Origin of the sequence: Shewanella sp. GXUN23E (assembly GCF_050865035.1) — a bacterium.
GTDB lineage: Bacteria > Pseudomonadota > Gammaproteobacteria > Enterobacterales > Shewanellaceae > Shewanella.
Map to the genome: position 1 here is coordinate 94328 of NZ_JBOZWP010000011.1, position 24769 is coordinate 119096.

Consider the following 24769-nt stretch of genomic DNA (forward strand, 5'->3'; position numbering starts at 1 on the left):
TTCAGGGGAGAGGCTGAAGGGATCGGGTTACCTTTTGCATCGCATTTCGGGCAATGATGGCGTGACTAAATCCGATGGATTTACATAGTTTGTTGGGCTGAGCACCTCGAGTGAGGTGCCTGGAAAATTGACCGGGAGCCGCCGGATCGAGTTAGTGATTCTGCTGCCTGCGACGCTGATTCAGCCACAGTGCGATAACGCCCATGGCGATCAGTGCTGTGCCTGCGCCCCACAATTGCATCCGGTGGTCATGATAAAAAGCCAGCAGAGGCCCCATTTCACGGGTGAGTACCGCCGGTCCAAGCCCGAAAATCAGCACCCACACCGAGGTTGCCAGCGCATTGCCCAGCAGAAAGGTGCTCAGCGGCAGTTTGGCAATGCCACAACCGATACACAGAGTTTGTTTCAGCCCTTCCACAAAACGGCTCATCAAGAGCGCAGCGATGCCGTATTTGCCGATAAATGCATGCAGCTTTTGCTCGGTTTCTGCCTTTACCCAGCCCTTGGCCAGCAGCACCTTGCCGAACTTCAGACCAATCAGGTAACCGATACAGTTGCCGGTAAAGGCGGCCAGTGCGCCGGTGGCCAGCACGGCAGGTAATGACATCTCGCCGTTGGCGGCGAGCATCCCTGAGACGATCAGAAATGACTGTCCCGGCGCGGGAATGCCAAAGCCTTCCACGGCCACCGCCAGAGCGAGAATAAACAGGCCGTAATGGTGCAGGTAGGGGCTGAGCTCAGCGATGATGTGTTGCAGGGTGTCGAGCATGGTTTGGCCCCGGGAATAAAGGTCTGGGATTCAAAGATAAAACAGGGAGAGAGTGTAATCCAGCCGGGTCAGATCTCAACTTGATCGCCGGTATTATCTTTTGTTCATACCTGTGTCGATACGGCGATAACACGCCGCGGGAAACGGGCCGCACAGAGAGCAACGTCACTGCCGATGCGCTCTGTGTGGTCCGGTGGCGGATCGATTACTTCAAAAACCGGCGCATCTGGCCCATGGCCTGCTGCAACTGGGCAAAGTCGGGATCGCCCGCTATCGGCTGGTAGTGTTTATCCAGCATCTGGTAACCGCCGTTTTTGCCGCTGACGGTGAGGATATTGCCGGACGACACCAGGGCATAGTCTGTGTAGCTGGCCAGCAACTGATAAGGCCGAGGTTGGGGAGCCAGCAAATCGCTGCCGGTGCTGTAATCCGACAGCGGATTGGTGACACCCAAATAGTGACTCAGCACCGTCGGGGCGATGTCCACATGGCTGGTGGTCAGGGTTTCCACGCCGGGCGTAATTCCGGGTCCTGCGATCACCAAAGGCACCTTGATTTGCGCATCGGTGAAGTTGGAGTTGTGGCCCCAGAAGTTCTGGTGGTTGTCGTTCAGTTCCTGACCGTGATCGCCGGTAATGATCACCAGGGTGTTGTCTTTGTCGGGACTGGTTTCAATGGCGTGCAGCACCTGGCCTACCAGAGAATCGACAAAATGCGCGCTGGTCATATAGCGGTTGCGCAGCAGATTGGCGTCATAGTCGTTGTCCAGTGCCATATAGTCGATGGCGCCCGTCATGGGCTTGAACTGCACCGGATAGTCAGGCGGGAAGCTGTACATATGGGGCGCATCATAAAACAGGAATGAGAAGGCAGGCTTGCTCATATCCCTGCGGGCGTTCCAGTTCAGCCACAGTTCCGTGATTTCTTCGTCGCGTCCGGTGGAGGTGGCGGCTTCTGAGTGATCCCGCAGATCCGGCACATTGTTAAATACCGTCTGATTAAACTCAGGCTTTTTCAAATGTGCCGAGGCAAAGATCCCCAATTGGTAATCCTGTTGCTGCAGTACATCCATCAGCACTGGGCTTTGACGGTTGGCATAGAAACTCTGCCAGTAAGTGGCCGGAATACCGTAAAACAGCCCGAAAATGCCGGCGCGGGTGGCATTGCCGGTGGACAGATGGTTGTCATACTGACGCGCCTTCTGGGCGAATTGCCAGATATTGGGCGAGTAAGTGCGGGTCAGGGCATCCCAGCGCCAGGAGTCCACTACGATCAACACGATATTCACCGGTTTGACCGGCGGGGTCACGTCCAGCGGCGTCAGCGGATAATTCAGTGAGCCACCATTTTTAAGCTGCATCTGGCTTTGCTGAGCAATACGCTCCTCATCCAGCCAGCCCCATTTGCGCATCAGCCGGTTGGCGGTGGCAGGATAAAACAGCGGCAGGTAGCTGTTCTTGGTAGTGATGCTCTGCACTGCATTGGCTGCTGCCCAGATATGGGTGGCATGGGTGGCCAGCAGGAACACCAGCAGCAGGCTGAAAAAAACCTTGTTAACAGGCAGATTGCGCCAGCTGTGCCAGCGGTCAATCAGCAGATACAGTCCCGTCATGGCGGCGAAACTGAGCAGCAGTATGCTGCCGATGGTGAGTACGTTGCCTGTGGTCGGTTCAACCATACCGCCGGAAAGGATCATCTCGACCAGCACCCACTGGATATGAAAGCGATACTGGGCAAAGACCTGGGTATCTGTGTACAGCGCCAGCAGCGGCAGGGCAAAGGCGATACCTGTCAGCAGGGCGCGCTGGCGCGGTGGCTTAATCAAGACCAGCGGCAGGCACAGTAAGGCCCAGACGCTGATAAGCAGCCCCATCTGGCCCAGAGTTGCGACCAGCAGATACAGCTGGCTGCCGGTTGATTGCCCGGCGGGAAGATATTGAAAGTAAAGACCGGCGATAACACTGGCCAACAACGAGGTGATGACCAGCATCACACCATGGTTCAGTATTCTGTTGCGCATGTTCAGATTAGTTGAGTTGAAATGAAGGGAAGCAGACTGAGCCTGCCTTCCCGTGGTGATACTGACGTCGGCATCGCAGTTTTTGGACGCTGCGATGCCGGTGGTTAAAGATCAGCGTTTGACCTTAACCACCACTTTGCGTACCTGCTCGCTGCCGGGGGCTGCGCCCGGCATGTGGATATCTTCCGGGAAGAAGATGGCAAACATGCCGGCTTTCAGGGTGACAAAGTTGGCTTCTTCCAGCAGAGGCGTGCTGGTGAATTCAGCAAAATCGCGCTCACTGTTGTACTGGGTGTCCGGAGTGCGGCCGGCCAAAGGCAGGCAGCCACAGGCTTCTTCGCCACGTACCACAAACTGAACGTCGATATATTCCCGATGGATTTCAAACGGTGCTGTGGTTCTGTCGCGCGGGGCGTAGTCATTGACAATGGCAAACACCCGGTCGCCATCAATGTTGTGACGCCCAAGTGGCGCCTGGCTGTAATCCGTGCTGGCCAGATGCTCAAGCGCCAGCGCAATACCCGGATGCAGATTGGCGTATTGCTCACGGTTTGCCACTGTGTCCAGAATCATGTGTGTTACCTCTGTTTGAAGAATCCGGCGGCAGTATACGCCTGCCAAAGATGCCTGTAAAAACATCGGTTGCTGGTTTGCCCTGTCACGACAACAATTTCTGTTATAGTCGGCAGCCAACCACTGGGAAAGGGGATTAATGTGAATTCAATCAGACTGTTGGCCGGCAAGCGGGCGAGGCAGATGATTCTGGAGCAGGGGCTTGACGCCGGGCTGTTTACTCAGCTGCTGGCCGCATCCGGCGGCCCCAAATGGCTGAGCATTGCCGGGCTGGATAAGTACCTGTTCAGTGAGTTTTTACCCCAATCTTCACGTCCACTTTATACCCTGGGGGCTTCATCCGGAGCCTGGCGACTGGCCTGTCTGGCGCAGCGTGATCCGCTGGCGGCGTATGCGCGGCTGCAGCAGGCCTACATTGGCCAGCGATATGACAGCAAACCCAGCAGGCAGGAGGTGGCGCGACAGGTGCAGGGCATTATCCGCCATATTCTGGCGGAGCAGGGGGGCGCTGAAATTCTGGATCATCCCAGGGTGCGCAGTCATTTTATTGCCTGTCGCGCCCGTCATCTCAACACTGTTCCAGCAAGGCCGGTACTGGCGGCCGGGCTGGGGGTGTCGGCTTTCACCAACTTGTTGAGTCGTCAGACCCTGGGCTGGTATTTTGAACGGCTGGTATTTGGAACCGCCGATATCGGTTCGCCCTTTGCTGCACTGAGCGATCTGCCCGGTGATTATGTGACGCTCAGTGACGCCAATCTGGCCGCTGTGCTGCAGGCCAGTGGCAGTATTCCGCTGTTGCTGCCGCCTGTCAGTGATATCCAAGGGGCGCCTCCCGGACAGTATTATGATGGCGGCATTACTGACTACCATTTTGATTTGGATCTGAGCCAGGCTCCTGGCCTGACCCTGTATCCGCACTTTTATCCGCATATGGCGCCGGGCTGGTTTGATAAAGGGTTGAAACACAGGCGCGCCAGCCATCAAAGCCGTCACTATGACAATGCGCTGATCCTGGCTCCCAGCGACGAATTTATTGCCTCATTACCCTATGGCAAAATTCCCGATCGGGATGATTTTAAAACCCTGGATACCGCCAGCCGTCAGGCTTACTGGTGGCGCGCTGCGGCCATGAGTGAACGTTTGGCTGAGGACTTTCACGAACTGCTGCACAGCGGGCGCTATCGCACACAACTGGAATAATCTAAACCTGGTGTGTCATAAATACGTATGACTCTCTGTCTTATTAACAGAGTCTTTTTACCTGCTTACAAAGCCATTCCAGCAGTGCTAGACTCATTAAAGTCTGGTTTAAAAATGTTCAGTACCTCTTGCTAAGGAGGTTGCTATGCGTACCAGGGAAATGGCGTTATTGACCCATGACGCCCTCTTACTGCCACAGGGAAGGCTTGAAGTCCGCGTGATTGATCCTTCCAATCTTCGCGTAGTAGCCGACGTGTTCAAAAACCACCGTCCATTGGCTGTAGGCATGTTGAAGTCCTCCGGCCAGCCCCCTTGTTATCCCATTGCGACCCAGTGCGACATCATCGACTTCAATCAACTGGAAGATGATTCGCTGTCGATCGTGCTGGAAGGGCGCCAGAGGGTAAAAATCCTCTCCGGCAGTCAGTTGCCTGATCGGCGCTGGCTGGTGCGCACCCTGCATTGCCCCAACTGGTTACCCATGCCGATCGAAGGGGAGTTTGCGCTGATCAGTCAGGCGCTGGAGCAATTCTATGAAGTAAATCCGGATTTGGCTGAACTCTATTCGCAGGTGAATCTGGATGATGCCTGCTGGGTCAGTCAGCGCTGGCTGGAGGTGTTGCCCATGTATAACCGGGACAAGATCAAGTTGCTCAGTCAGCCTGACTGTTATCAGACCATGGCGTTCGTGCTGCGGCTGATAAAGTCTCATGTTAGCGATGACGCCGGTTTGGCTGACACCTGATGGGGATGAGGGGTACAATACCTCTCTGATTTTCTACTGCCTTTTTTTGCCATGACGACCGTTCGCGCCGCCCAGCCTTCCTACATTATTTTGCCCCGCGAGGTGACAGACAAACCCACAGTACTGAGTTTTCTCATCAGTCACTTTGCCCGCATCGGCGAAGCGGTATGGCGTCAGCGGGTGGCGGATGGCAAGGTGCACTGGCAGGACGGCACGCTGATTGATGCAACCACGCCATATCGACCGACGGCCAGGGTGTATTACTACCGTGAAGTGACGGCAGAAACTGTTATCCCTTTTCAGGAGCAGATCCTGTATCAGGATGAGGAAATTCTCATTGCCCACAAGCCACACTTTTTGCCGGTGACGCCCAGCGGCAACTATGTCAACGAGTGCCTGGTGCATCGTCTGCGGCTGCGCACCGGTATTGAGACCGTGTCACCGGCGCACCGGCTGGATCGGGAAACCGCCGGTATCATGCTGATGAGCCTGAATCCGGCAACCCGTCATCATTACCATGAGCTGTTCAAATCCAAAACCATCACCAAGGAGTACCAGGCGCTGGCCCGGCTGACGCCTGAACTGCAACAGCAGGCTGATAAGGGCGCGCTGCAGTTGCCACTTCGCTGGCGCGTGAAAAACCGCATGAAACCGGCTTACCCCAGCTTTTTGATGCAGGTGGTGGAAGGCGAACCCAACACCCATTCTGAAATTGCGCTGGTGGCGGTGCAGGGGAATATCGGACTGTTTGAACTCAGCCCGATCACAGGCAAAACCCATCAGTTGCGGGTGCATATGTTGTCCCTGGGCATGCCTTTGCTGAATGACAGGTTTTACCCTGAGCTGTCGCCCAAAACCGCCGATAATTTCGATAAGCCCCTGCAACTGCTGGCTTATCGATTACGCTTCACCGATCCTGTGACCGGCAGGCAACATGACTGGCAGGTGGATGGGCTGAATTTTCCCCAAGTCTGAATTTTCCCCAAGTCTGAGTTTCCCCGGGGCTAAGGTTATTTGCCACGATTGGCCAGCGTCGGCAGCTCGTGACGGCTGAAGGTATGACCCGGCGGCTCGAAACAGGTCTGGCTGCCGTCACCGTGCAGTATGCAAATGCGCTGCGGCGCGCCATTGGCAGCAAAGCTGACGATGCCGACACCGCTTTGGTTGACCAGACGTTTGCGGATATCCCCGTTGGGGCGGCGACCGCGGATCAGCATGCGCTTGCGTTTGGTCAGCAGGTTCAGCGGTGAGAAGTAGCCGTACAGCCAGCCATTGAACTTATCAAACCAGGGCAGCAGCTTCTCCGGGAACTGATTTTTGAATCCGGACGCTGTGATTTGATAGATGTTCGGACTCTGGCTGCGAAAACGCACGCTGACGTCATAGGCAAAGGAGTAGTGCACATCGCCTGAGAGGATCACAAATTCCTGCGGGGTCTTTCTGTGAGTGAAGATGCTCAGCAGCGACCCCGCCGCCCCAGGATGTGCCATCCAGTTCTCCGCATCGACCATCAAAGATGCGCCCAGGAACGTGGCGGTGCGCTGCACCGTTTCTATCAGCTTGACGCCAAACATCGGCGCTGGCGAGACGATAATCACTTTATCCAGATTGATCAGTTCCTGCTGCAGATCCATCAGCGCTTCCCAATCCATCAAACCAGAGGGTTTGGCCAGATTGGACTCGCTGCGCCAGCGGCGGGTACGGGTATCCAGCACCACAATCTTGGGGCTGGTATTGAGGCTGTAATGCCACTGCTCAAACTGCAGCAGGGTATCGATAAGATCATTGTGCTTTTGCTTGTCCAGCGCATGCCCCTGATCGTTGAGCAGGGCATCCAGTTGCGGCCGGACAGCGGTAAATCGTTGTGGCTGATTGCCCAGCGCCTGAAACAGGGTGTAGCCGATCAGCGCGTTGCCTATAATGCGCCGTGAAAAACGATGACCATAAGCCGCTTCTTCCCATTTGGCGGTGAGGTTCCAGTCATCTGTGATGTCGTGATCATCGAAGATCATATAGGTCGGAATATGGGCCAGCAGACGGCGCACCTGCCCAAGTCCGGCCTTGAATGCCAGCAGATGTTGCCACTCCTGTTGCCATCTGGCCTGATTGGCCCGGCTCAGGCCGCTGACATTGCGCGGAATATCAATTCGATCCCACAGCTCAGGTGACCAGACCAGCAGGTACAGGGCGATGATTTCACTCAGGCTCACCAGATGGTTTTCCCCCATGGCGGTGGTGAAGATCGGGTGATTGATGTACCAGTGCCACAGGGGCGTTTTGGCCGGGTATTCGGTTCTGGGCAGCAGACGTTTGTGGCGCTGATACAGGGCCGCCGGGTGATAGCTGATTTGATTGGAATTGTTCAGCGCAGCGCCTTCAAAACCTTCGGTCGGCAGTCCCAGCGCCTGGATCACTTTGCCAATGGCATACAGCAGTGGACCGCCAATGTCATCCACATACACCTGATCGCCGCTCATAATCAGCAGGGATGGACGCTCCAGTGCGGCGGTCTGGCTGAGCCGGGTATCGGCGGCCACCAGGGCATCAGCACTGTGGTGGTGGGGATTGCGGCAGGAACCGTGCATCAGTGTGTGGATTTCCGGATGCAGTACCAGATTCGGGGTCTGCGCGCCCTGATAACAAAGCGCTTCAATGCCGCGAAACAGATCGCCCTGCTCGCTGTCGGTCAGACGATATGGGATGACCTGGTCTGCTGGCAGCAGATCGGTTTCATTGACCTGCACCAGATATTGCCAGGCTTTGGCGCCCAGTTGGATACGGTGCAGGCTGTCGCTGCCAAGGACAATATGGCGCTTGCCCAGTGTCAGGGTGAGCTCTGCCAGCGGGGCTGAGGTAACGAACCAGAGGGTGAAGTGATGAGTATCGCAGTGACGCAGGATCGGACCGGCCAGCACCAGAGGAAGCGAAGCGATGTTCAATTGGTGATCCATGTTGGAGATGACAGATAAGCCAAGGGTAAACAAGTGCTTTCACGAAGAAAAGTTTTTACACTCAAGACTGGGATTGTTGGCGGCGGAATTAAGCACTTTGTGAAATTTGTGGGTGTGATTATGCCGCTGCCGGTGGAATGGAAAGCAGAAAAAATCATGACAACAAAGTATCCACTGCTTAATCAGGCTGATCAGATTACCCTGCTGCGTTTGCTGGGATTTGGCCTGCAACTGTTATTGGTGCTGTTTGGCGCCGACACCTTTGGTCTGAGCCTGCAAATTGCCGCCCTGACCTGGGTGATGTCGATTGAAGGCGTCTATCTGGCGCTGATCACCTGGCAGCGTCAGCGTCTGGTGCGCAGCGAGCTGACCCTGTTTGCTACCCTGTTGATGGATATCCTGTTCTGGGGATTGTGGCTGGGATTCTCCGGCGGTGCCACCAATGCCTTTGTCACCCTGCTGCTTATTCCCATCGTGCTGGCGGCTGTGACTTTGCCGCTGTGGGCACCCTGGGTTCTGGCGGTGGCGGCGACGCTGGCTTACAGCCTGATGATGAAAATGCTGCCGGCCGAAGCCATGATGCACCATGGTCATGGCATGGATATGACCTCTCATTACCTGGGAATGTGGCTGAACTTTGTGATCACTGCCCTGGTGATCACCACTACAGTGGCGCTGCTTATCCGCCGTATTCGCCGCCAGGATGCGCAGATGGCGCTGCTGCGGGAGTCCCAGTTGCGGCAGGAACAATTGCTGGCGCTGGGTACCGCGTCGGCGCAAATGGCCCACCAGCTGGCGACGCCACTGTCCAGCATGCGACTGCTGCTGGAAGAAGTGCAGGAAGCCAACTGTCCGGTGGCGCTTAACGAGATGGATATCGCCCTCAAGCGCTGTGAATCCACCCTGAGCGAGCTGAGGGACACGACCCGTTCCATCCGTGAAGGCCACCAGTACCAGGCGTCCCCTGAGCAGCTGGCGCATCAGCTGCGACAAAAAATATTGCTGCTGATGCCCGCAACAGAGCTGGATTGGCAGGAGCGGCTGGCGCAGGTGGATCCCGCCGCCAGAGTGCAGGCCGACATGAATCTGATCCCGGCGTTGATGGCGCTGGTAGAGAATGCTGCCGGTGCCAGTCAGGAGCAAATCGCCAGCAGTAAAGTCAGCGTGACCCTGGAAGTACAGGACAGCGCGCTGCAGGTGCGGGTGCGGGATTTTGGTGCCGGTATCGACACCCGTGTGCTGGGGCAACTGGGCTCCAGCTTGATTTCCAGCCCAAAAGGCATGGGTATGGCATTGCTGCTCAGTCACGCCAGTTTTGAGCGGCTGGGCGCCAGTCTGACCCTGAGCAATCACCCTGAATGTGGCAGTGTGGCTGAAGTCAGTTTGCCGTTGTGCGGAGGGCTGGCGGCATGAAGCGTATCCTCATCGTGGAAGATGATCACGCGCTGGCGTCAGTGTTGTGCCGGCGTCTTGGCAAGCACGGCTTTGACTGCACCCATGTGGACAATCCCAGCGATGCGCTGCTGCAGGCCAGACGCATACTGCCTTCCCATATTCTGCTGGATATGAAACTGGAGCTGAGCAATGGTCTGAGCCTGATTTCGCCGCTGCGCCAGTTACTGCCCAGAGTGACTATGGTGCTGCTGACCGGCTATGCCAGTATTGCCACTGCGGTCGAGGCGATCCGCGCCGGTGCCGATAACTATCTGGCCAAGCCGGTGGATACCCAAACTCTGCTGGCTGCGCTGTTACCGGCCGGTCAGACTGTGGCAGAAGCGGAAGTGTTTGATGAAGTGGCACCGATGAATCCACGTCGGCTGGAGTGGGAGCATCTGCAACAGGTGCTGCAGGCCAATCAGGGCAATGTATCGGCCACGGCCAGACAGCTGGGCATGCACAGGCGCACGCTGCAACGCAAGCTGCTGAAAAAGCCGGTACTGGAATAGTTGGTACAAATTCACTGGCGCTAAAACGACCACACCCGGCATGGCCGGGTGTGTTTTACAGAGAAGCTGACGCTTACTCCAGCTCTTCCCACTCGATGCCCATGGCGGTCATCAGCGCCTTGGCTTCAGAAGGAATGCTGTCGGGTCTGTCCTTGGACAGATCTTCATCATTGGGCAACGGCTGACCTGTATAGGCATGCAGGAAAGCTTCACACAATAATTCACTGTTGGTCGCATGACGCAGGTTGTTCACCTGGCGGCGGGTACGCTCATCAGTCAATATCTTCAGCACTTTCAGGGGAATGGATACAGTGATCTTTTTCACCTGCTCATTCTTCTTGCCGTGCTCTGCATAAGGGCTGATATAGTCGCCGTTCCACTCAGTCATTGACTCACCTGTTGATTCTGGAATTCGCTGCCGATTTTAAACACTTACTTTATACAGTCAAATTATTGCGGCGAAAACGAGACGAATGCAAATAGAATTCTTGATGTTTGGACGTCTAAATGTCTTTATGTCTGTTGACCAGAAAGTAACAAATGAGTTAATTTAGACGTCCAGACATCTACCCAGCAGGAGCGAGTGATGACCCACAGGCGCGTGGCCACCGAGGCAGTCAGGCAAGGAATTGAAAGCGACACCCAATTTGGGGCTGTCGTGCCGCCCATTTATCTGTCGACCAACTACAGTTTTGACGGTTATCAATCGCCCCGGGAATATGACTACAGTCGCTCGGGCAATCCGACCCGCAATGTGCTGGCGGAAACTCTGGCCAGGCTGGAGCAGGGCAGCACCGGCATCATCACCAGCACCGGCATGGCGGCCATCACTCTGGTGGTCAATCTGCTGGGCCCGGATGATCTGCTGATCGTGCCCCATGATTGTTACGGCGGCAGCTACCGGCTGTTTACCAATCTGGCGCGCAAAGGTCAGTTCAAACTCAAGGTAGTGGATCAGACCGATGCTGCGGCGCTGGCGCAGGCTATCGCCCTCAAACCTGCACTTATCTGGGTAGAAACTCCTTCCAATCCACTGCTGCGGGTAGTGGATATCAAATCTGTGTGTCAGCAGGCCAAAGCCGTGGGCGCCAAAGTGGCCGTGGATAACACCTTTCTGTCGCCGGTGCTGCAGCAGCCACTGACCCTGGGGGCGGATATCGTGGTGCACTCCACCACCAAATACATCAATGGTCACAGTGATGTAGTCGGCGGCGCGGTGATTGCCAGCGATCCGCTGCTGGGCGAAGAGCTGCTGTGGTGGGCCAATACCCTGGGGCTGACCGGCGGCGCGCTGGATGCCTATCTGACACTGAGGGGAGTACGTACTCTGGCGGTGCGCATTCGCGAACATCAGCGCAATGCCCAAAAAATCGTTGCGGCACTGTGCGCCAGTGAGGTGGTGGACAAAGTATATTATCCGGGAATGGCTGACCATCCCGGCCATGAGATTGCCAAAGCCCAGCAACAGGGCTTCGGCGCCATGGTGAGCTTTGAGCTCAAAGGCGGCGCCGCAGAGGTGGAAGCCTTCTTAAGCGCCCTTACGCTGTTTTCTCTGGCAGAAAGCCTGGGCGGCGTGGAAAGTCTGGTGGCCGTGCCTGCCACCATGACCCACAGGGCGATGGAGCCTCAGGCGCGGCTGGAGGCTGGCCTGAAAGATACCCTGATCCGCTTGTCCGTCGGCATAGAAGATGGTGAGGATCTGTTGGCAGATATTGGTGCGGCGTTGGCTGCGGTTGCAAGGAGATAAGCATGGCCCCCTGTCATCTTCATAAATTTGGTGGCTCCAGTCTGGCGGATGCTGACTGTTACCGGCGGGTTGCCCATATTCTGCTGACCCATGGTCACAGCAGTGATCTGGTGGTGGTATCGGCCGCCGGTAAGACCACCAACTTCTTATATAAGCTGCTCAGCCTCAGCGATGCCGGACAACTCTGGCAGGAGGAGCTGCAGGTGTTGATCAGCTATCAGCAGACCTTGATTGAGCAACTGCTGTCCAGTGACACCGCCAGAGTGCTGCGTGAACGCCTGTCTACCGACAAGGCGCAGCTGGTCAGTCTGCTGAGCCTGGAGCAGCGCAATGTGTATCAGGTAAACCAGACCGTCAGCTTTGGCGAGCGCTGGTCTGCCCGTTTGCTGGCGGCATTGCTGCGTGAGCAGGGGGTAGCGGCCAGCCATGTGGATGCCACCAGTTTGCTGATCGCCGATGAAGGTGCTGTGCCCCGCATCCGCCACGAAGAATCCCGCAACCGTATCAAAGCCTGTCTGGCCAATCATGCCAATGAGCGGCTGGTGATCACCGGTTTTATCTGTGCCAATGAACATGGCGATACCCTGCTGCTGGGCCGCAATGGCTCTGACTTCAGCGCTACCTTGATCGCCGCGCTGGCCGATATTGATCGCTGCACCATCTGGACCGATGTGGAAGGGGTGTTCAACGCCGATCCCAATAAGATCAACGATGCCACTTTGCTCTCCAGTATGTCATTGCTGGAGGCTGATCGGCTGGCGCGTTTGGGCTCGCCTGTGCTGCACAGCCGCACGCTGCAGCCGCTGTTTGATGTGGATGTCAGTCTGGCTGTGCGCTCCAGCTATGCCTCGCACACCGACTTCACCCTGATCGCCCGCGAAAGCACCTCGGCCAGCGCGCCCGTGGTGACCAGTTTGCCTGAGGTAGTGCTGCTGTCATTGCAGCTGGCCGGGAGTGCTGATGAGCTGCTAGCCGAGCTGAATAATCAGGGACTGACGGCGCTGGCCAGCTGGAAGCAGGGGCCGACGCATCTGTCTCTGGCTTACACCCATGAACTGGCTGAGCAGGTCAGCAGCTGGCTGGCGGGGCAAACGGACAATTTTGCCATCAGCAGTCTGACTCAGAGCCGCGACTATGGCCTGGTGGCACTGGTGAGCAGCGGCGCCCACCTGTATCGCCGCAGCTTTGCGCGTTTGCTCAGCCGTGATGCCTTGCCTGTGTATCAGGATGGTTTGAGTCTGGTGACTCTGGTGCCTTCGCCCCAGGTCAATCTGCTGACTCAGAAAGTACATCGCCGCTGCGCCGGACCGCGCAAGCGTATCGGGGTGGTGCTGCTGGGGGCGGGCAATATCGGTCAGGCCTGGATCGATCTGTTCCGCCGCTCGGTGAAACAGCTCAATACTGAGCTGGAGGCCAGAGTCGAGCTGCTTGGGCTGGTCAGTTCCCGCAAGGCGCTGATCCGCGAGGAAGGGATCGGTTTTGACAACTGGCAGCAGGACTTCGACAACGCCGGTGAAAGCTGGAGCTACCCGCAGCTGTTTGAACAGCTGGCAGCGCTGAAATGTGATGAGCTGGTGACGCTGGATATCAGTGCCAGCGCCAGTTTGACTCTGCATTATCCAGAGTTTTTTGCCCGTGGTATTCACATGGTCAGTGCCAATAAGCTGGCGGGCTCCGGTCCTCTGGCTTTCTATCGGGATCTCAAGCGTCAGTTGGGATTCCGCCGTCTGTACTGGCGCTATAACGCCAGCTGTGGCGCGGGTTTGCCGGTGCAGCATGCGCTCAATGATCTGCACAACAGTGGCGATCGGGTGGAAGCCATTGGTGGCATTTTCTCCGGCACCCTGTGCTGGCTGTTTGAACAATACGATGGCAGCAAGCCCTTTGGTGAGCTGGTGCTGGAGGCCAGGGCGCTGGGCATCACCGAGCCGGATCCGCGGGACGACCTTTCCGGCCGGGATATGCAGCGCAAGTTGCTGATTCTGGCGCGGGAAATCGGCCTTGAACTGGAGCTGGAAGATATTGCGCTGGTGTCCCTGGTGCCTGAAGCGTTGGCCCAAGTGTCGCTGGAAGAGTTTCTGAGCCGTATTGATGAACTCAATGAACCTCTGGCGGAGGCGCTGGCCGATGCCAGGGCGCAGGACAAGGTGATCCGTTATGTGGCGCAGCTGGATAAGCAGGGCGGCAAGCTCAAGGCCAGGGTGGCGCTGGAGCAGGTTGAGCCTGACCATCCTTATGCCAACCTGACTCCGGGTGACAATGTGTTTGTGATCCGCTCAGGTTTTTATCAGAACAACCCCCTGATTATCCGAGGGCCGGGTGCGGGACGGGAAGTGACGGCGGCAGCTGTGCAGTCGGATCTGGCGCATATCTGCCGGGATCTGCTGCAGGAGCAGTAACCGATAAGGGGAATGGCTCAGCGAGCATCTGCCATACTGAGCCGTCCATTGCTGCCAATGATGAAAAGAGTGCTTCGGCACTCTTTTTCGTTACGGTTGCCCGGTTCTGAATGCCTTGGCGCGTTTATTGGTGTTATCGATGCACGGCTTTGCCGTCTCTCGGCGTTTATTCGGCATTTGAGTTTGGACTGCGAACAGAATTGTGAGCAAAATTGCTCACCTGTGTGAGCAGTTTTAACTTGACTTCAACTCAGCTTTATCTAGTATGTGGACATATAGACGTCTAAACACCTAAACGTCTAATGAGAATTCAGAAGGACAGAGGACAGTTACATGGCATTTCATCACGCTCAATTCGCGCAGTCTTTGAATCAGAGTTTGGCCGAACTCAATGGCGACATTAATGTGTCTTTTGAATTCTTCCCCCCTGCGACTCCGGAGATGGAGCAACTGTTGTGGAACTCCATTCGTCGGCTGGAGCCGCTGAATCCCAAGTTTGTGTCTGTCACCTATGGCGCCAATTCGGGCGTGCGCGATCGCACCCACGGCGTGATAGATCGTATCCAGAAAGAAACCAGTCTGGTTGCGGCGCCGCATTTGACTCTGGTCGATGCCAGTGATGAAGAGCTGCTGGAACTGGCCCGCCAATACTGGCAAAACGGCGTGCGTAACATAGTGGCGCTGCGCGGTGATTTGCCGGAAGGCTCTTCCAAACCTACCCGTTTTGCCGCAGATCTGGTTCGTTTGCTCAAGTCAGTGGCTGACTTTGATATTTCGGTGGCGGCCTACCCAGAGGTGCATCCAGAGGCTGCCAATGCCCAGGCGGACCTGATCAACCTTAAACGTAAAATTGATGCCGGTGCCAACCGCGCCATCACTCAGTTTTTCTTCGATGTGGAGTCCTACCTGAGATTCCGCGACCGCTGTGTCACCGCCGGGATTGATGTGGAAATCGTGCCGGGCATTTTGCCCGTGACCAATTTTAATCAGCTCAAACGGTTTGCCGGCATGACCAATGTGTCGCTGCCTTCCTGGTTGCACCGTCAGTTTGACGGACTGGATGACGACCTGGCTACCCGCCAGCTGGTGGGCGCCAATGTGGCGATTGATATGGTTAAGGTGCTGTCCCGGGAAGGGGTGAAGGACTTCCATTTTTATACCCTCAACCGGGCTGAGCTGACCTATGCCATTTGCCACACTCTGGGTGTGCGGCCACAGGTTGCCGGCGTCTGAAAAGTCTTGCTCCTCGCCCATTGAAAATACCTGTTTTCCCCTTTAAGGCCGACTGATGTCGGCCTTTTGTTTTATTTGCTCGGGTAACAGATTAATATGTTTTAACTTTTGATTTTTGCCGGATAAAAATGCTGGAAAACGGAGGTTTTTCTTCGGTAGACTCTCGCTTATTCACCTATTTTTCAGGCAACCATTATGATGACCGCTGACAGCCTGCTTCACAAAGCCTACAAGACCAGTAAAAACTGGGGATATATCACTATCTTACTGGGAATTCTGGCGATTGCCCTGCCGTTTGCCATGGGACTGGCGGTCGCCGCGCTGTTCGCCCTGGCACTGATTGCCGTGGGTGTCGTACAGCTGCTGGCAGCCTGGCCGGGTGAGGGCCGCGGTCTGAGCTTCCGTCTGGTATGGGCGATTCTGACGCTGGTGGCCGGTTTATACATGTTGATTAACCCAACTGTCAGTCTGGCAACGCTGACGCTGTTTCTGGGCAGTTATTTTCTGGTGGATGGTGTCGCCAATATTGCGACGGCCTTCCAGCTTAAACCCCGCCATGGTTGGGGCTATATCGCTATGGGCGGCGTGTCATCGCTGATCCTGGCATTGATTATTCTGGTGCAGTGGCCGGTATCCTCCGAGTTTGTCATCGGTATTCTTATCGGTGTCAAACTGTTGATTCTGGGAACCACTATGGTGGCGCTGGCCAAGTCTGCTGAAAAGCAACTGGCCGCAGCGCCTTCACAGCCTGCTGAGAAGGAGATCAACCCACAGGATTAATCCGGAAGGGCGGGGATCATTTCCAGGCAGGCCTGCTCCGTGCGAAAACAGCATTGCCGGTCTGCCTCTGACATTGTCAGCGGCTGAAGCACCTTCCTTTTTTTACCGTACCGGGTGGTGCGGTTTAAGGCCCTCGGGGCTTTGGCCAATGGAAATACCATACTCATACCGATAGCTTGTGGCGATTGGTGTAGGGTGGTTGGGCGATGGGGGTCGTTTGCCCTGAATTGCTCCCTTCAGCCATTGGGAGCGGGTGAACGACACGCAGGATTTTACTATCCGGCGATGGCCGGCTCGACAGACCATGACCAAAAACACTTCCGACAACAAACTAGGATTGGGTGCCCTGTGCGCACTCGTCGTTGGCTCCATTATTGGTGCCGGTGTATTCAGCCTGCCACAAAATATGGCATCCGTCGCCAGTCCCCTGGCAGTGATGATAGGCTGGACCATTACGGGCACAGGAATGATCTTCCTGGCTCTGACCTTTCAACGCCTTTGCCTGGATAAACCAGAGATCAACACTGGTGTATTTGGCTATGCCAAGGCCGGCTTCGGCGATTTGGTGGGCTTCTTTTCCTGTTGGGGATACTGGCTCAGTGCGGTACTGGCCAATGTCTCTTATCTGGTGATCATCTTCAGTACCCTTGGGCTGTTCTTTGATACCCCCCAGCACGTGGTCTTTGGCCAGGGGAACACCCTGGTATCGGCGTTGCTGGCTTCCGGCTTTGTATGGATGATCCATCTGCTGGTGCTGCGTGGCGTGCAGACTGCGGCCATCATCAATGCGGTGACCACAGTGGCGAAATTGATCCCGCTGTTTGTGTTCATCGTGGTGGTCACCATGGCCTTTAAGATGAGCACTTTTACCTGGGATTTTACCGGTCTCAAGACCCTGCCGGGCAGTGATTTGCTGTCACAGGTGAAGGAAACCATGCTGATCACTGTGTGGGTCTTTATCGGTATTGAAGGCGCCGTGGTGGTGTCCAGCCGCGCCCGTAATCGACATGATGTGGGTAAAGCCACCATTCTGGGGTTGCTGACCACTCTGTTCATTTATGTGATGGTCAGCCTCATGTCCATGGGGGTTATCACCAATGCTGAGCTGGCGAAAATGCAGAATCCATCGGCTGCTCAGGTGCTTGAACATATTCTGGGTCCTGTGGGGCTGTGGATTGTCGGCCTGGGGCTGATTGTCTCTGTGTGCGGAGCCTATCTGAGCTGGACCCTGCTGGCCAATGAGACGCCTTATATTGGCGCGCGGGAGAAGATGTTCCCTGCGGTATTTGGCAAGGTGAACAGCAAAGGAACGCCCAAGAATGTGCTGCTGATCTCCAATGCCGTGGTGCAGTTTGTGCTTATCTGGGTGACCATCGAAGGTGGCACCTATGAGTCACTGCTGAATGTGGCCTCAGAGATGATTCTGGTGCCCTATCTGTTTGTGGCGCTGTACGCCCTGAAGACCGGCCGTAAGGATGGTAATCGCCGTATGATGGTGTTTGGCGGTCTGGCCAGTGTCTATGGTTTCTGGTTGCTTTACGCGGCCGGTTTGCACCATTTGCTGATGACCAGCCTGTTGTATTTCCCCGGTCTGGCGTTTTATATCATTGCCAAGCGCGAGAATGGTGAGCGCTGGTTCGCCGGAAATAACCGTTGGATTATTCTGGGGTTAGCCGCCTTGTCACTGACCGCCGCTTCGGTAATTTTGTGGTGAGTTTGTTGAATTAAGTCCGGTATAGTCATGGCATCAATCTTTTGTGAAGGGATGCTATGGCTGTTATCAGACAATCCGATATCAATCTGGCGGGTGTGCAGGGGGTGGTATTTGACCTCGATGGTACGCTCGCCAGCTCCAATCCAGACTTCGACGCCCTGTGCCATGAGCTTGGCATCACCAGGGGCACGGACATATTGCAGTGGCATGGTGCACTCACCTGTACGCAGGCGCAGGCTCAGGCCAGCATGATCATTCGCCGCCATGAACTGCAAAGCTCCGCCACCGCAGAGTGGATCCCCGGCGCCCGTGAGTTGCTGAACTTTCTGCACCGTCAGGGGCTGCCGACCGCAATACTGACTCGCAATATTCGTCAGGCGGCCCGGCTTACCTTAACTCGGTTGCAATGTGATATTCAGCTGGTGATGACCCGGGAGGATGCACCCGCCAAACCCTCACCCGTTGGGCTTGAGCGTATCTGCCGTCAGTGGGGGATAGCGCCATCGCGCTGCCTGTATGTGGGAGACTATCTGTTTGATCTGCAAACGGCCCGCAATGCCGGTGCCATGAGCCTGCTTTACTGCGAGCTTGATCCTATGCCTGAGTATGCTCATCTGGCGGATCTGGTGACAGATAACTATCTGGATCTGGTGTCGCTGCTGCAGCAGGAAGGTCCTGGCTGCCGCTGAATATCAGACAGCAAAAAGGCGCCCAGAGGCGCCTTTAGTCAGCTTGTTCAGTCAGTGCGATCAGTCGCGCTGCTGGAAACCACCTTTGCGGTGCGGCTTCTTGTGCTGACGGTCACCGCGATCACCACGGTCACCACCGTGAGAACGACGCTCGCCGCGCTCACCACCGAAACCGCGACGATCACCGCCCTGAGGACGACGACGGCGTGGTGCACCAGAACCTGAATCTTCAAAGGTCATGTTCTCGGTCACTTCACGGATGTTCAGTGGACGACCACATACGCGAACCTTCTTCAGGTGCTGCAGTACGTCTTTTGGCATGCCATCTGGCAGATCAACTGTGGTGACAGAGTCGAACAGCTGGATTTGACCAATGTAACGGCTGTCGATGTTGGCTTCGTTGGCGATAGCACCCACGATGTTACCTACACCTACGCCATTCTCACGACCCACATCAATCACATAGCGGCACATTTTCACATCAGGATTGTCCTTCAGTGCTTCGGCGCTGCCCAGCATATCGGCGGTTGGGCGTGGACGGCGCTCACGTGGCTCACGGCCTTCACGAGGGGCGCGCTCATCACGGCTATCACGGGCACGTTCCTGCATAGGAGGCAGTTGCAGCGGACGCTCTTTCTGAACCAGTTGCAGCAGGGCTGCCGCCAGTTTGTCGGTATCCACTTCCAGCTGCTGACACAGCTGAGCCACGGCGGCTTCCATAAAGTCCAGTGACTCGTTGGCAACCACTTCAGCAACCTGCTCACCCAGACGGGACAGACGACGCTCTGCTACAGTCTCAGGGCTTGGTACCTTCATTGGAGAGATACGGCTGTTGGTGGCGCGCTCGATGGTGCGCAGCATGCGCATTTCACGGTGAGTCACAAACAGGATTGCCATACCGGTACGACCGGCACGACCGGTACGACCGATACGGTGTACGTAAGCTTCAGTGTCGTAAGGGATATCGTAGTTAACTACGTGACCGATACGCTCAACGTCCAGACCACGGGCGGCAACGTCGGTGGCGATCAGGATATCCAGCTTGCCACATTTCAGCTGATCAACAGCACGCTCACGGGCCTGCTGGTTCATATCACCGTGCAGTGGAGATGCCGCGTAACCACGGGCTTCCAGCTTTTCAGCCAGTTCCACACAGGAGTTACGGGTACGCACGAAGATGATGATACCTTCAGTGTTTTCCACTTCCAGTACACGCACCAGGGCTTCCAGCTTGTTGTGCTGAGACACCTGCACAAAGCGCTGCTCGATAGAGTCCACAGTGGTGTGGCTGGCTGCGATGCTGATCTGGGCTGGGTCACGCAGGTGCTTGTTGGCAACGCGCTTGATCTGCTCAGGCATGGTGGCAGAGAACAGTGCCAGCTGGCGCTCTGCAGGGGTGTGTTCCAGGATCCATTCGATATCATCGATGAAGCCCATCTTCAGCATTTCGTCAGCTTCGTCCAGTACCAGGGCGCGCAGGGTGTCCAGTTTCAGAGTGCCGCGACGCATATGGTCCATTACACGACCCGGGGTTCCAACAATCACCTGAGGACCGCGGCGCAGCGCTTGAAGTTGCTGATACATGCTCTGACCACCATAGATAGGCAGAACATGGAAACCTTTCATAAATTTGGCATAACTGCTGAATGCTTCTGCCACCTGAACGGCCAGTTCACGGGTTGGCGCAAGCACCAGGATTTGTGGCGTATTCTGGGAGTGGTCGATTGCATTGAGCAGTGGCAATGCAAACGCACCGGTTTTACCGGTACCTGTCTGCGCCTGGCCGAGAATATCGCGACCTTCCATCAGAGGGTCAATACTGGCCGCCTGAATAGGGGTTGGATTCTCATAGCCGAGCTCGTCGAGCGCGCGCAGAAGCGGCTCGGACAGACCGAGTTCGCGGAAAGTTTTTTCATTGGATGACATGGGTTGTTGCCTGTATGGACGTGTTATTGCAACACGTTAGAGTTACTTCATAGACAGAAAATCAACCCCCGTGTCGATTTCCCGCACCGAAAACGAAGGATTATATCAGGATTGACTAACTGTCGGCAATGCCAATCCCCTGCCGGCAGTGAATTCCGCCCATCAGTGAATACCGGCAGCCCTGTTGTTTTCCGGGGATTCGCGATTTTTCAGGTGGTGACAGGAAATGTCTGAAAAGCCCGTTTTACCGGGCATTTCAGCTATCTTTGGGGGATGTTCCGGGAGCTTTTCCTGTCCCCGGAAATGGGCTGATTATCAATACCATCTTTTTTCTGCTCTGGGGGTATCCCACTGGCTGAAGCCTGCATGAGTGACATAACGGCATTCAACTGCCAGCCAATTCAGCCAATGTTTTACTCTGTTCATAGTGACCTCCGGTTGTTGTCGGTAAGCTATGTAAAAACCATGCCAGTTATTTTTTTCTTTGTTTTTATTTGGTTACGTTTCCTTCTCGGGGCATGATGCAGTCATCTGCTCCGGAATGTGGCAGTCGTGCGTTGCTTTGGTGCGCCGCCGGGCTGCTTGTTGGCATGGCACCTGATTGCCAATCACCGGGCCACCTGCAGGAAGAAATCAGCACGCAATAACCTGCGTTCCCCGTTGTGCGTTGAGGTCCATTAACGGATTTTTCATTGAGGATCACTTTTCAGTCGCGCCGGTGGGGCATAAAATGCGTTCCTTTTCGTCGTGATCTGAAGGGAGTCGGGTCTGAAGTAAGGACACAGCACTGTGCTGTGGGTGCCATGAACAAATATCCTGCTCCCGAATTTTCGGTCAAATATCTGCTGCCTCAGCACTGGGGCACCCTGCTGCTGATCGCAGTGGCGTATCTGCTCAGTTTACTGCCCTGGAAACTGCAATTCATGCTCGGTAAAGGCGTTGGTCGGCTGGCGATGTTGCTCTTGCCAAGACGTCGCCGGATTATCGAGCGGAATCTGGAGTTGTGTTTTCCGACCATGAGTGCCTCTAAGCGCCGAAAACTGGTGCAGGCCAATATCGACAATACCGGTCTGGCGTTGCTGGAAACCGGCATGGCCTGGTATTGGTCAGATGCCCGGGTTGCCCGCCATGTATCCTTTGAAGGGCTTGAGCACATTGAACCTTTGCTGGCACAGGGGCGCGGGATATTGCTGGTGTCAGTGCATTCGCTGAATCTGGAGTTGGGCGCCCGCGCCTGTGGACTCAAGCTCTCAGGTATGGGGGTGTATCGCCCCAACAACAATCCCTGTTTCGATTACTTTCAGTACAAAGGCCGTACCCGCGGAGGTCATCAGGTGATCCATCGTAAAGATGTGAAAACCATGCTCGATAGCCTGCGCAGCGGAAGGGTGCTCTGGTATGCGCCTGATCATGACTATGGTCCCCGTCGCCATGCTTTTGCACCTTTGTTTGCGGTGGAGCAGGCCTGTACCACCACAGGTACCAGTTTGCTGGTGGACGAAACTGACTGCGCCATCGTGCCTTTCACCATAGTACGCACCGATGACAGTGGTCATTACACCCTGACGTTCAGGCAGCCATTGCTGGAAGAGTTTCCAAGGCATAACCCTGAAGCCGGGGCCCGGGTCATCAACAAGCTGGTTGAAACCTCGATTCTGGCCGCGCCGTCTCAATATATGTGGCTGCACCGGCGCTTCAAGACCCGTCCTGAAGGTCAGCCGTCACTTTACCGATAGCTTCTGCTTATTGCCTCTGAGCCCACATTGTGTGGGCTTTTTTGTGTTGTCAGTAATGTTGAGGCGAATTGTCATCTCGAAATCCGGCGCTGAAGTCTCTACAATTGCGCGCCTGAAAATTGCCCAACGGAAGGGCTTCTTGCTTGGTTGAAGCCGAACGCTGAGGCGATATGTACCACAAAAATCAATTTGAACTGCTGGCCCCCGGGGGCGATCTGGATGCCATTAAGGCCGCCATTGTGGCCGGGGCGGACGCTGTTTATTGCGGCCTGGACAGATTCAATGCCCGCAATCGGGCGACCAATATCACCCTGGATTTGCTCGATGGTGTAGTGAGTCTGGCGCATGCCCACAACTGCAAAATCTTTTTGACGTTGAACATTATGTTGCTGGAGAGTGAGTTGCCGGCCATGGTGCGGTTGCTGTCTCAGCTGCAACAGACTGAGATTGACGGGGTGATAGTGCAGGATTTGGGGTTGGCGCGGCTTATTCGCCGCCATTTCCCGTCAATGGATATGCACGCTTCCACCCAGATGAATACCCACAACCAGGCGCAGATGAGTCTGCTGCATGAGTTGGGAATGAGCCGGGCCAATCTGTCGCGGGAGCTGAGTCTGGATGAGATCGCGCCGCTGGCCCGTCATGGTCATGATATCGGCATGCTCACCGAGGTGTTTGTTCACGGATCTTACTGTGTGGGCTTTTCCGGCGTCTGCTACCTGAGTTCCGCCCGCAATGGCGCATCAGGGAATAGAGGGCGTTGCAGTCAGCCATGTCGGGAGGCCTACAAACCTACCGCAGCGGGTAAACAGTATCCGCTTAATATGAAGGACAATTCGGCTTTTCACGATCTGCCTGCACTGGCGGAGGCCGGCGTGTATTCGCTGAAAATCGAAGGCCGTATCAAAAAGTCCCATTATGTCTTTACCGCAGTGGACAGCTGGCGTCAGCAGATAGATGCCCTGTGCGCCGGGCGTGCGCCTGCGCAGGATATGTCGTCCCTTTACCGGGTATTCAATCGCGACTTTTCCAACGGTTATCTGCACGGCAATATCCATGGCGGAATGTTTATCGACAATCCCCGCGATCATGCCCCCCATCACTTTGCGGCGCTGGCGCAAACTGACTCACCACAGGCGTTCAAGCAGGTGAAGCAGTCTTTATATCAAAGCAAAACTGAGATTATCCAAAGAGTTGAGCGATTGACTGCGGATATGCAGGTGAGTGAAAGCCGGGTTCGCAGCGTTAAGGGTAAGGAAACTGATATCCCGCTGCCCAGAGGCGGGCAGGCTCCTGCCGGAGTACCTGAGTTGGTGGTACTGCTGGGGAGTGATGATCTGGCGCTGGAGTGGCCAGCACTGCCGGGCACCCGGTATATGCTGATGTTGCCCGATGCGCTGGCCGACAACCTGAATGAGTCTGAGGAATTTCTGCTGTCGCGCCCCGGGCTTATTCCCTGTTTCCCGGCGGTGATGACCGATACACACCTGCAGGCTGCCAGAGCCTTGCTTGAGCACTGTCGTCCAGCCTGGCTGATGACGCACAATCTGGGGGTGGCACAGCTGGCAAGGGAGCTGGGCATTCCCTGGGTAGCCGGTGCCCAGCTGAATATCAGCAACTCATTGGCCTTGCAGTGCCTGCAGGAAGATTTGCAGGCAATGGGCGCGGTGATCTCCAAAGAACTTTCCGGCAAGCAGCTGGCACGCATTGTCAGGCCGGATGCGGGCATGTTGATGGGTACTCTGTATGAACCCAATCTGCTGATGACCAGCCGTCAGTGCCTGTTGATGCAGGCTGTTGGTTGCCGAAAGCAGCGGATGAACGCCGGTTGCCTGAAACGTTGCAGCAAGAGTGCCACGCTTGAAAACCTCAAGGATGAACCTTATCTGCTGCATAAGGACAGAGGCAGTTACAATCGCCTGTACAGCCACCTGCATACGCTCAATCTGCCGCTGCTGAGTGAACATGGCGATCGTTTTACTCACTTATTGGTGGACCTGCGTCAGGTTCCCACCGGGACCCAATTGCCCTGGAGCCGCCCTGAATCAGTGTCTGTGTTTGCCCGGGCCGTTGGCGGAGATAAAGACGCGCTGCAGTTGTTGGGTGAGCAGTTTGGCCGCGTGCGTAATCGTCATTATGAGCTCGGGGTATAGCGGTTTTCGACAATGGCAGGCCATGCAGCTCACTATTTCTGATGCTCAACAGCCTGGCAAGTTAAGTGCAATAGCCAGATATCGCAATGGATTGCAGGGAATGAAAATTTCATTTTGGTATAGCTAATACAAAGCGGGTGTTGTGCTTTGTATACTATTTGTGGCAGCTTTTATCTCTATCGCCATGT

At 55.6% G+C, this 24769-nt stretch carries 19 protein-coding genes; 13 read left to right on the forward strand and 6 right to left on the reverse strand.

What is annotated here, in order from left to right:
* Window positions 1-151: 151 nt before the first annotated feature.
* From ACRRUX_RS11490 to ACRRUX_RS11500, 3 genes are all read right to left on the reverse strand, one after another.
* Window positions 152-769 (reverse strand): DedA family protein, encoded by a 618-nt coding sequence (locus ACRRUX_RS11490; RefSeq protein ID WP_432530369.1) that lies wholly within the window; start codon window positions 767-769, stop codon window positions 152-154.
* Between the two features lie 205 nt (window positions 770-974).
* Window positions 975-2789, reverse strand: coding sequence for a DUF3413 domain-containing protein (locus ACRRUX_RS11495; protein ID WP_432530371.1), 1815 nt, complete (start codon window positions 2787-2789; stop codon window positions 975-977).
* Window positions 2790-2900: 111 nt separating this feature from the next.
* Window positions 2901-3362 carry a YhcH/YjgK/YiaL family protein gene (locus ACRRUX_RS11500; protein ID WP_432530373.1) on the reverse strand — a complete coding sequence of 154 codons (462 nt, stop codon included), beginning with the start codon at window positions 3360-3362 and terminating at the stop codon, window positions 2901-2903.
* Between the two features lie 141 nt (window positions 3363-3503).
* Here ACRRUX_RS11500 and ACRRUX_RS11505 point away from each other — a divergent pair, with 141 nt between their 5' ends.
* From ACRRUX_RS11505 to ACRRUX_RS11515, 3 genes are all read left to right on the forward strand, one after another.
* Complete coding sequence (locus ACRRUX_RS11505) at window positions 3504-4562, forward strand: alpha/beta hydrolase (protein WP_432530375.1); 1059 nt, start codon at window positions 3504-3506, stop codon at window positions 4560-4562.
* A 145-nt stretch (window positions 4563-4707) separates the two neighbouring features.
* Window positions 4708-5307, forward strand: a complete 600-nt coding sequence (locus ACRRUX_RS11510) for an LON peptidase substrate-binding domain-containing protein (protein WP_432530377.1) — start codon at window positions 4708-4710, stop codon at window positions 5305-5307.
* 51 nt (window positions 5308-5358) lie between these two features.
* The gene (locus tag ACRRUX_RS11515; RefSeq protein ID WP_432530379.1) at window positions 5359-6282 is read left to right on the forward strand and encodes a pseudouridine synthase; all 924 of its coding nucleotides are present in this window, start codon (window positions 5359-5361) and stop codon (window positions 6280-6282) included.
* Between the two features lie 35 nt (window positions 6283-6317).
* Here ACRRUX_RS11515 and ACRRUX_RS11520 read toward each other — a convergent pair whose 3' ends face one another.
* Complete coding sequence (locus ACRRUX_RS11520; protein WP_432530381.1) at window positions 6318-8258, reverse strand: alkaline phosphatase family protein; 1941 nt, start codon at window positions 8256-8258, stop codon at window positions 6318-6320.
* 156 nt (window positions 8259-8414) lie between these two features.
* Here ACRRUX_RS11520 and ACRRUX_RS11525 point away from each other — a divergent pair, with 156 nt between their 5' ends.
* Together ACRRUX_RS11525 and ACRRUX_RS11530 are read left to right on the forward strand one after the other, a co-directional pair.
* On the forward strand, window positions 8415-9671 hold the full coding sequence (locus tag ACRRUX_RS11525) for a sensor histidine kinase (protein WP_432530383.1): 1257 nt from the start codon (window positions 8415-8417) through the stop codon (window positions 9669-9671).
* Complete coding sequence (locus tag ACRRUX_RS11530; protein WP_432530385.1) at window positions 9668-10204, forward strand: response regulator transcription factor; 537 nt, start codon at window positions 9668-9670, stop codon at window positions 10202-10204. The genes ACRRUX_RS11525 and ACRRUX_RS11530 overlap by 4 nt, the downstream gene beginning before the upstream one ends.
* 73 nt (window positions 10205-10277) lie before the next feature.
* On the opposite strand, the gene metJ is transcribed toward ACRRUX_RS11530, so the two are convergent.
* Window positions 10278-10592 carry a met regulon transcriptional regulator MetJ gene (gene metJ / locus ACRRUX_RS11535; protein ID WP_432530387.1) on the reverse strand — a complete coding sequence of 105 codons (315 nt, stop codon included), beginning with the start codon at window positions 10590-10592 and terminating at the stop codon, window positions 10278-10280.
* A gap of 198 nt (window positions 10593-10790) precedes the next feature.
* Here metJ and metB point away from each other — a divergent pair, with 198 nt between their 5' ends.
* From metB to ACRRUX_RS11565, 6 genes are all read left to right on the forward strand, one after another.
* Entirely contained in the window at window positions 10791-11951 is a 1161-nt protein-coding gene (gene metB / locus ACRRUX_RS11540) for a cystathionine gamma-synthase (RefSeq protein WP_432530389.1), read from the forward strand.
* A 2-nt stretch (window positions 11952-11953) separates the two neighbouring features.
* Window positions 11954-14350, forward strand: a complete 2397-nt coding sequence (locus ACRRUX_RS11545; RefSeq protein WP_432530391.1) for a bifunctional aspartate kinase/homoserine dehydrogenase II — start codon at window positions 11954-11956, stop codon at window positions 14348-14350.
* Between the two features lie 333 nt (window positions 14351-14683).
* The gene (gene metF / locus ACRRUX_RS11550) at window positions 14684-15583 is read left to right on the forward strand and encodes a methylenetetrahydrofolate reductase (protein ID WP_432530393.1); all 900 of its coding nucleotides are present in this window, start codon (window positions 14684-14686) and stop codon (window positions 15581-15583) included.
* A 195-nt stretch (window positions 15584-15778) separates the two neighbouring features.
* Window positions 15779-16363, forward strand: coding sequence for an HdeD family acid-resistance protein (locus ACRRUX_RS11555; RefSeq protein ID WP_432530396.1), 585 nt, complete (start codon window positions 15779-15781; stop codon window positions 16361-16363).
* Window positions 16364-16667: 304 nt separating this feature from the next.
* A complete protein-coding gene (locus ACRRUX_RS11560) occupies window positions 16668-18077 on the forward strand; it encodes a basic amino acid/polyamine antiporter (protein ID WP_432530398.1) in 1410 nt (469 codons plus the stop codon).
* Between the two features lie 56 nt (window positions 18078-18133).
* Window positions 18134-18766, forward strand: coding sequence for an HAD family hydrolase (locus ACRRUX_RS11565; protein ID WP_432530400.1), 633 nt, complete (start codon window positions 18134-18136; stop codon window positions 18764-18766).
* Window positions 18767-18826: 60 nt separating this feature from the next.
* On the opposite strand, the gene ACRRUX_RS11570 is transcribed toward ACRRUX_RS11565, so the two are convergent.
* The gene (locus tag ACRRUX_RS11570; RefSeq protein ID WP_432530402.1) at window positions 18827-20692 is read right to left on the reverse strand and encodes a DEAD/DEAH box helicase; all 1866 of its coding nucleotides are present in this window, start codon (window positions 20690-20692) and stop codon (window positions 18827-18829) included.
* An 803-nt stretch (window positions 20693-21495) separates the two neighbouring features.
* On the opposite strand from ACRRUX_RS11570, the gene lpxL reads away from it, so the two are divergent.
* Window positions 21496-22428, forward strand: a complete 933-nt coding sequence (gene lpxL / locus ACRRUX_RS11575; RefSeq protein WP_432530404.1) for an LpxL/LpxP family Kdo(2)-lipid IV(A) lauroyl/palmitoleoyl acyltransferase — start codon at window positions 21496-21498, stop codon at window positions 22426-22428.
* A 170-nt stretch (window positions 22429-22598) separates the two neighbouring features.
* The gene (locus ACRRUX_RS11580; protein ID WP_432530406.1) at window positions 22599-24581 is read left to right on the forward strand and encodes a U32 family peptidase; all 1983 of its coding nucleotides are present in this window, start codon (window positions 22599-22601) and stop codon (window positions 24579-24581) included.
* Window positions 24582-24769: the final 188 nt, after the last annotated feature.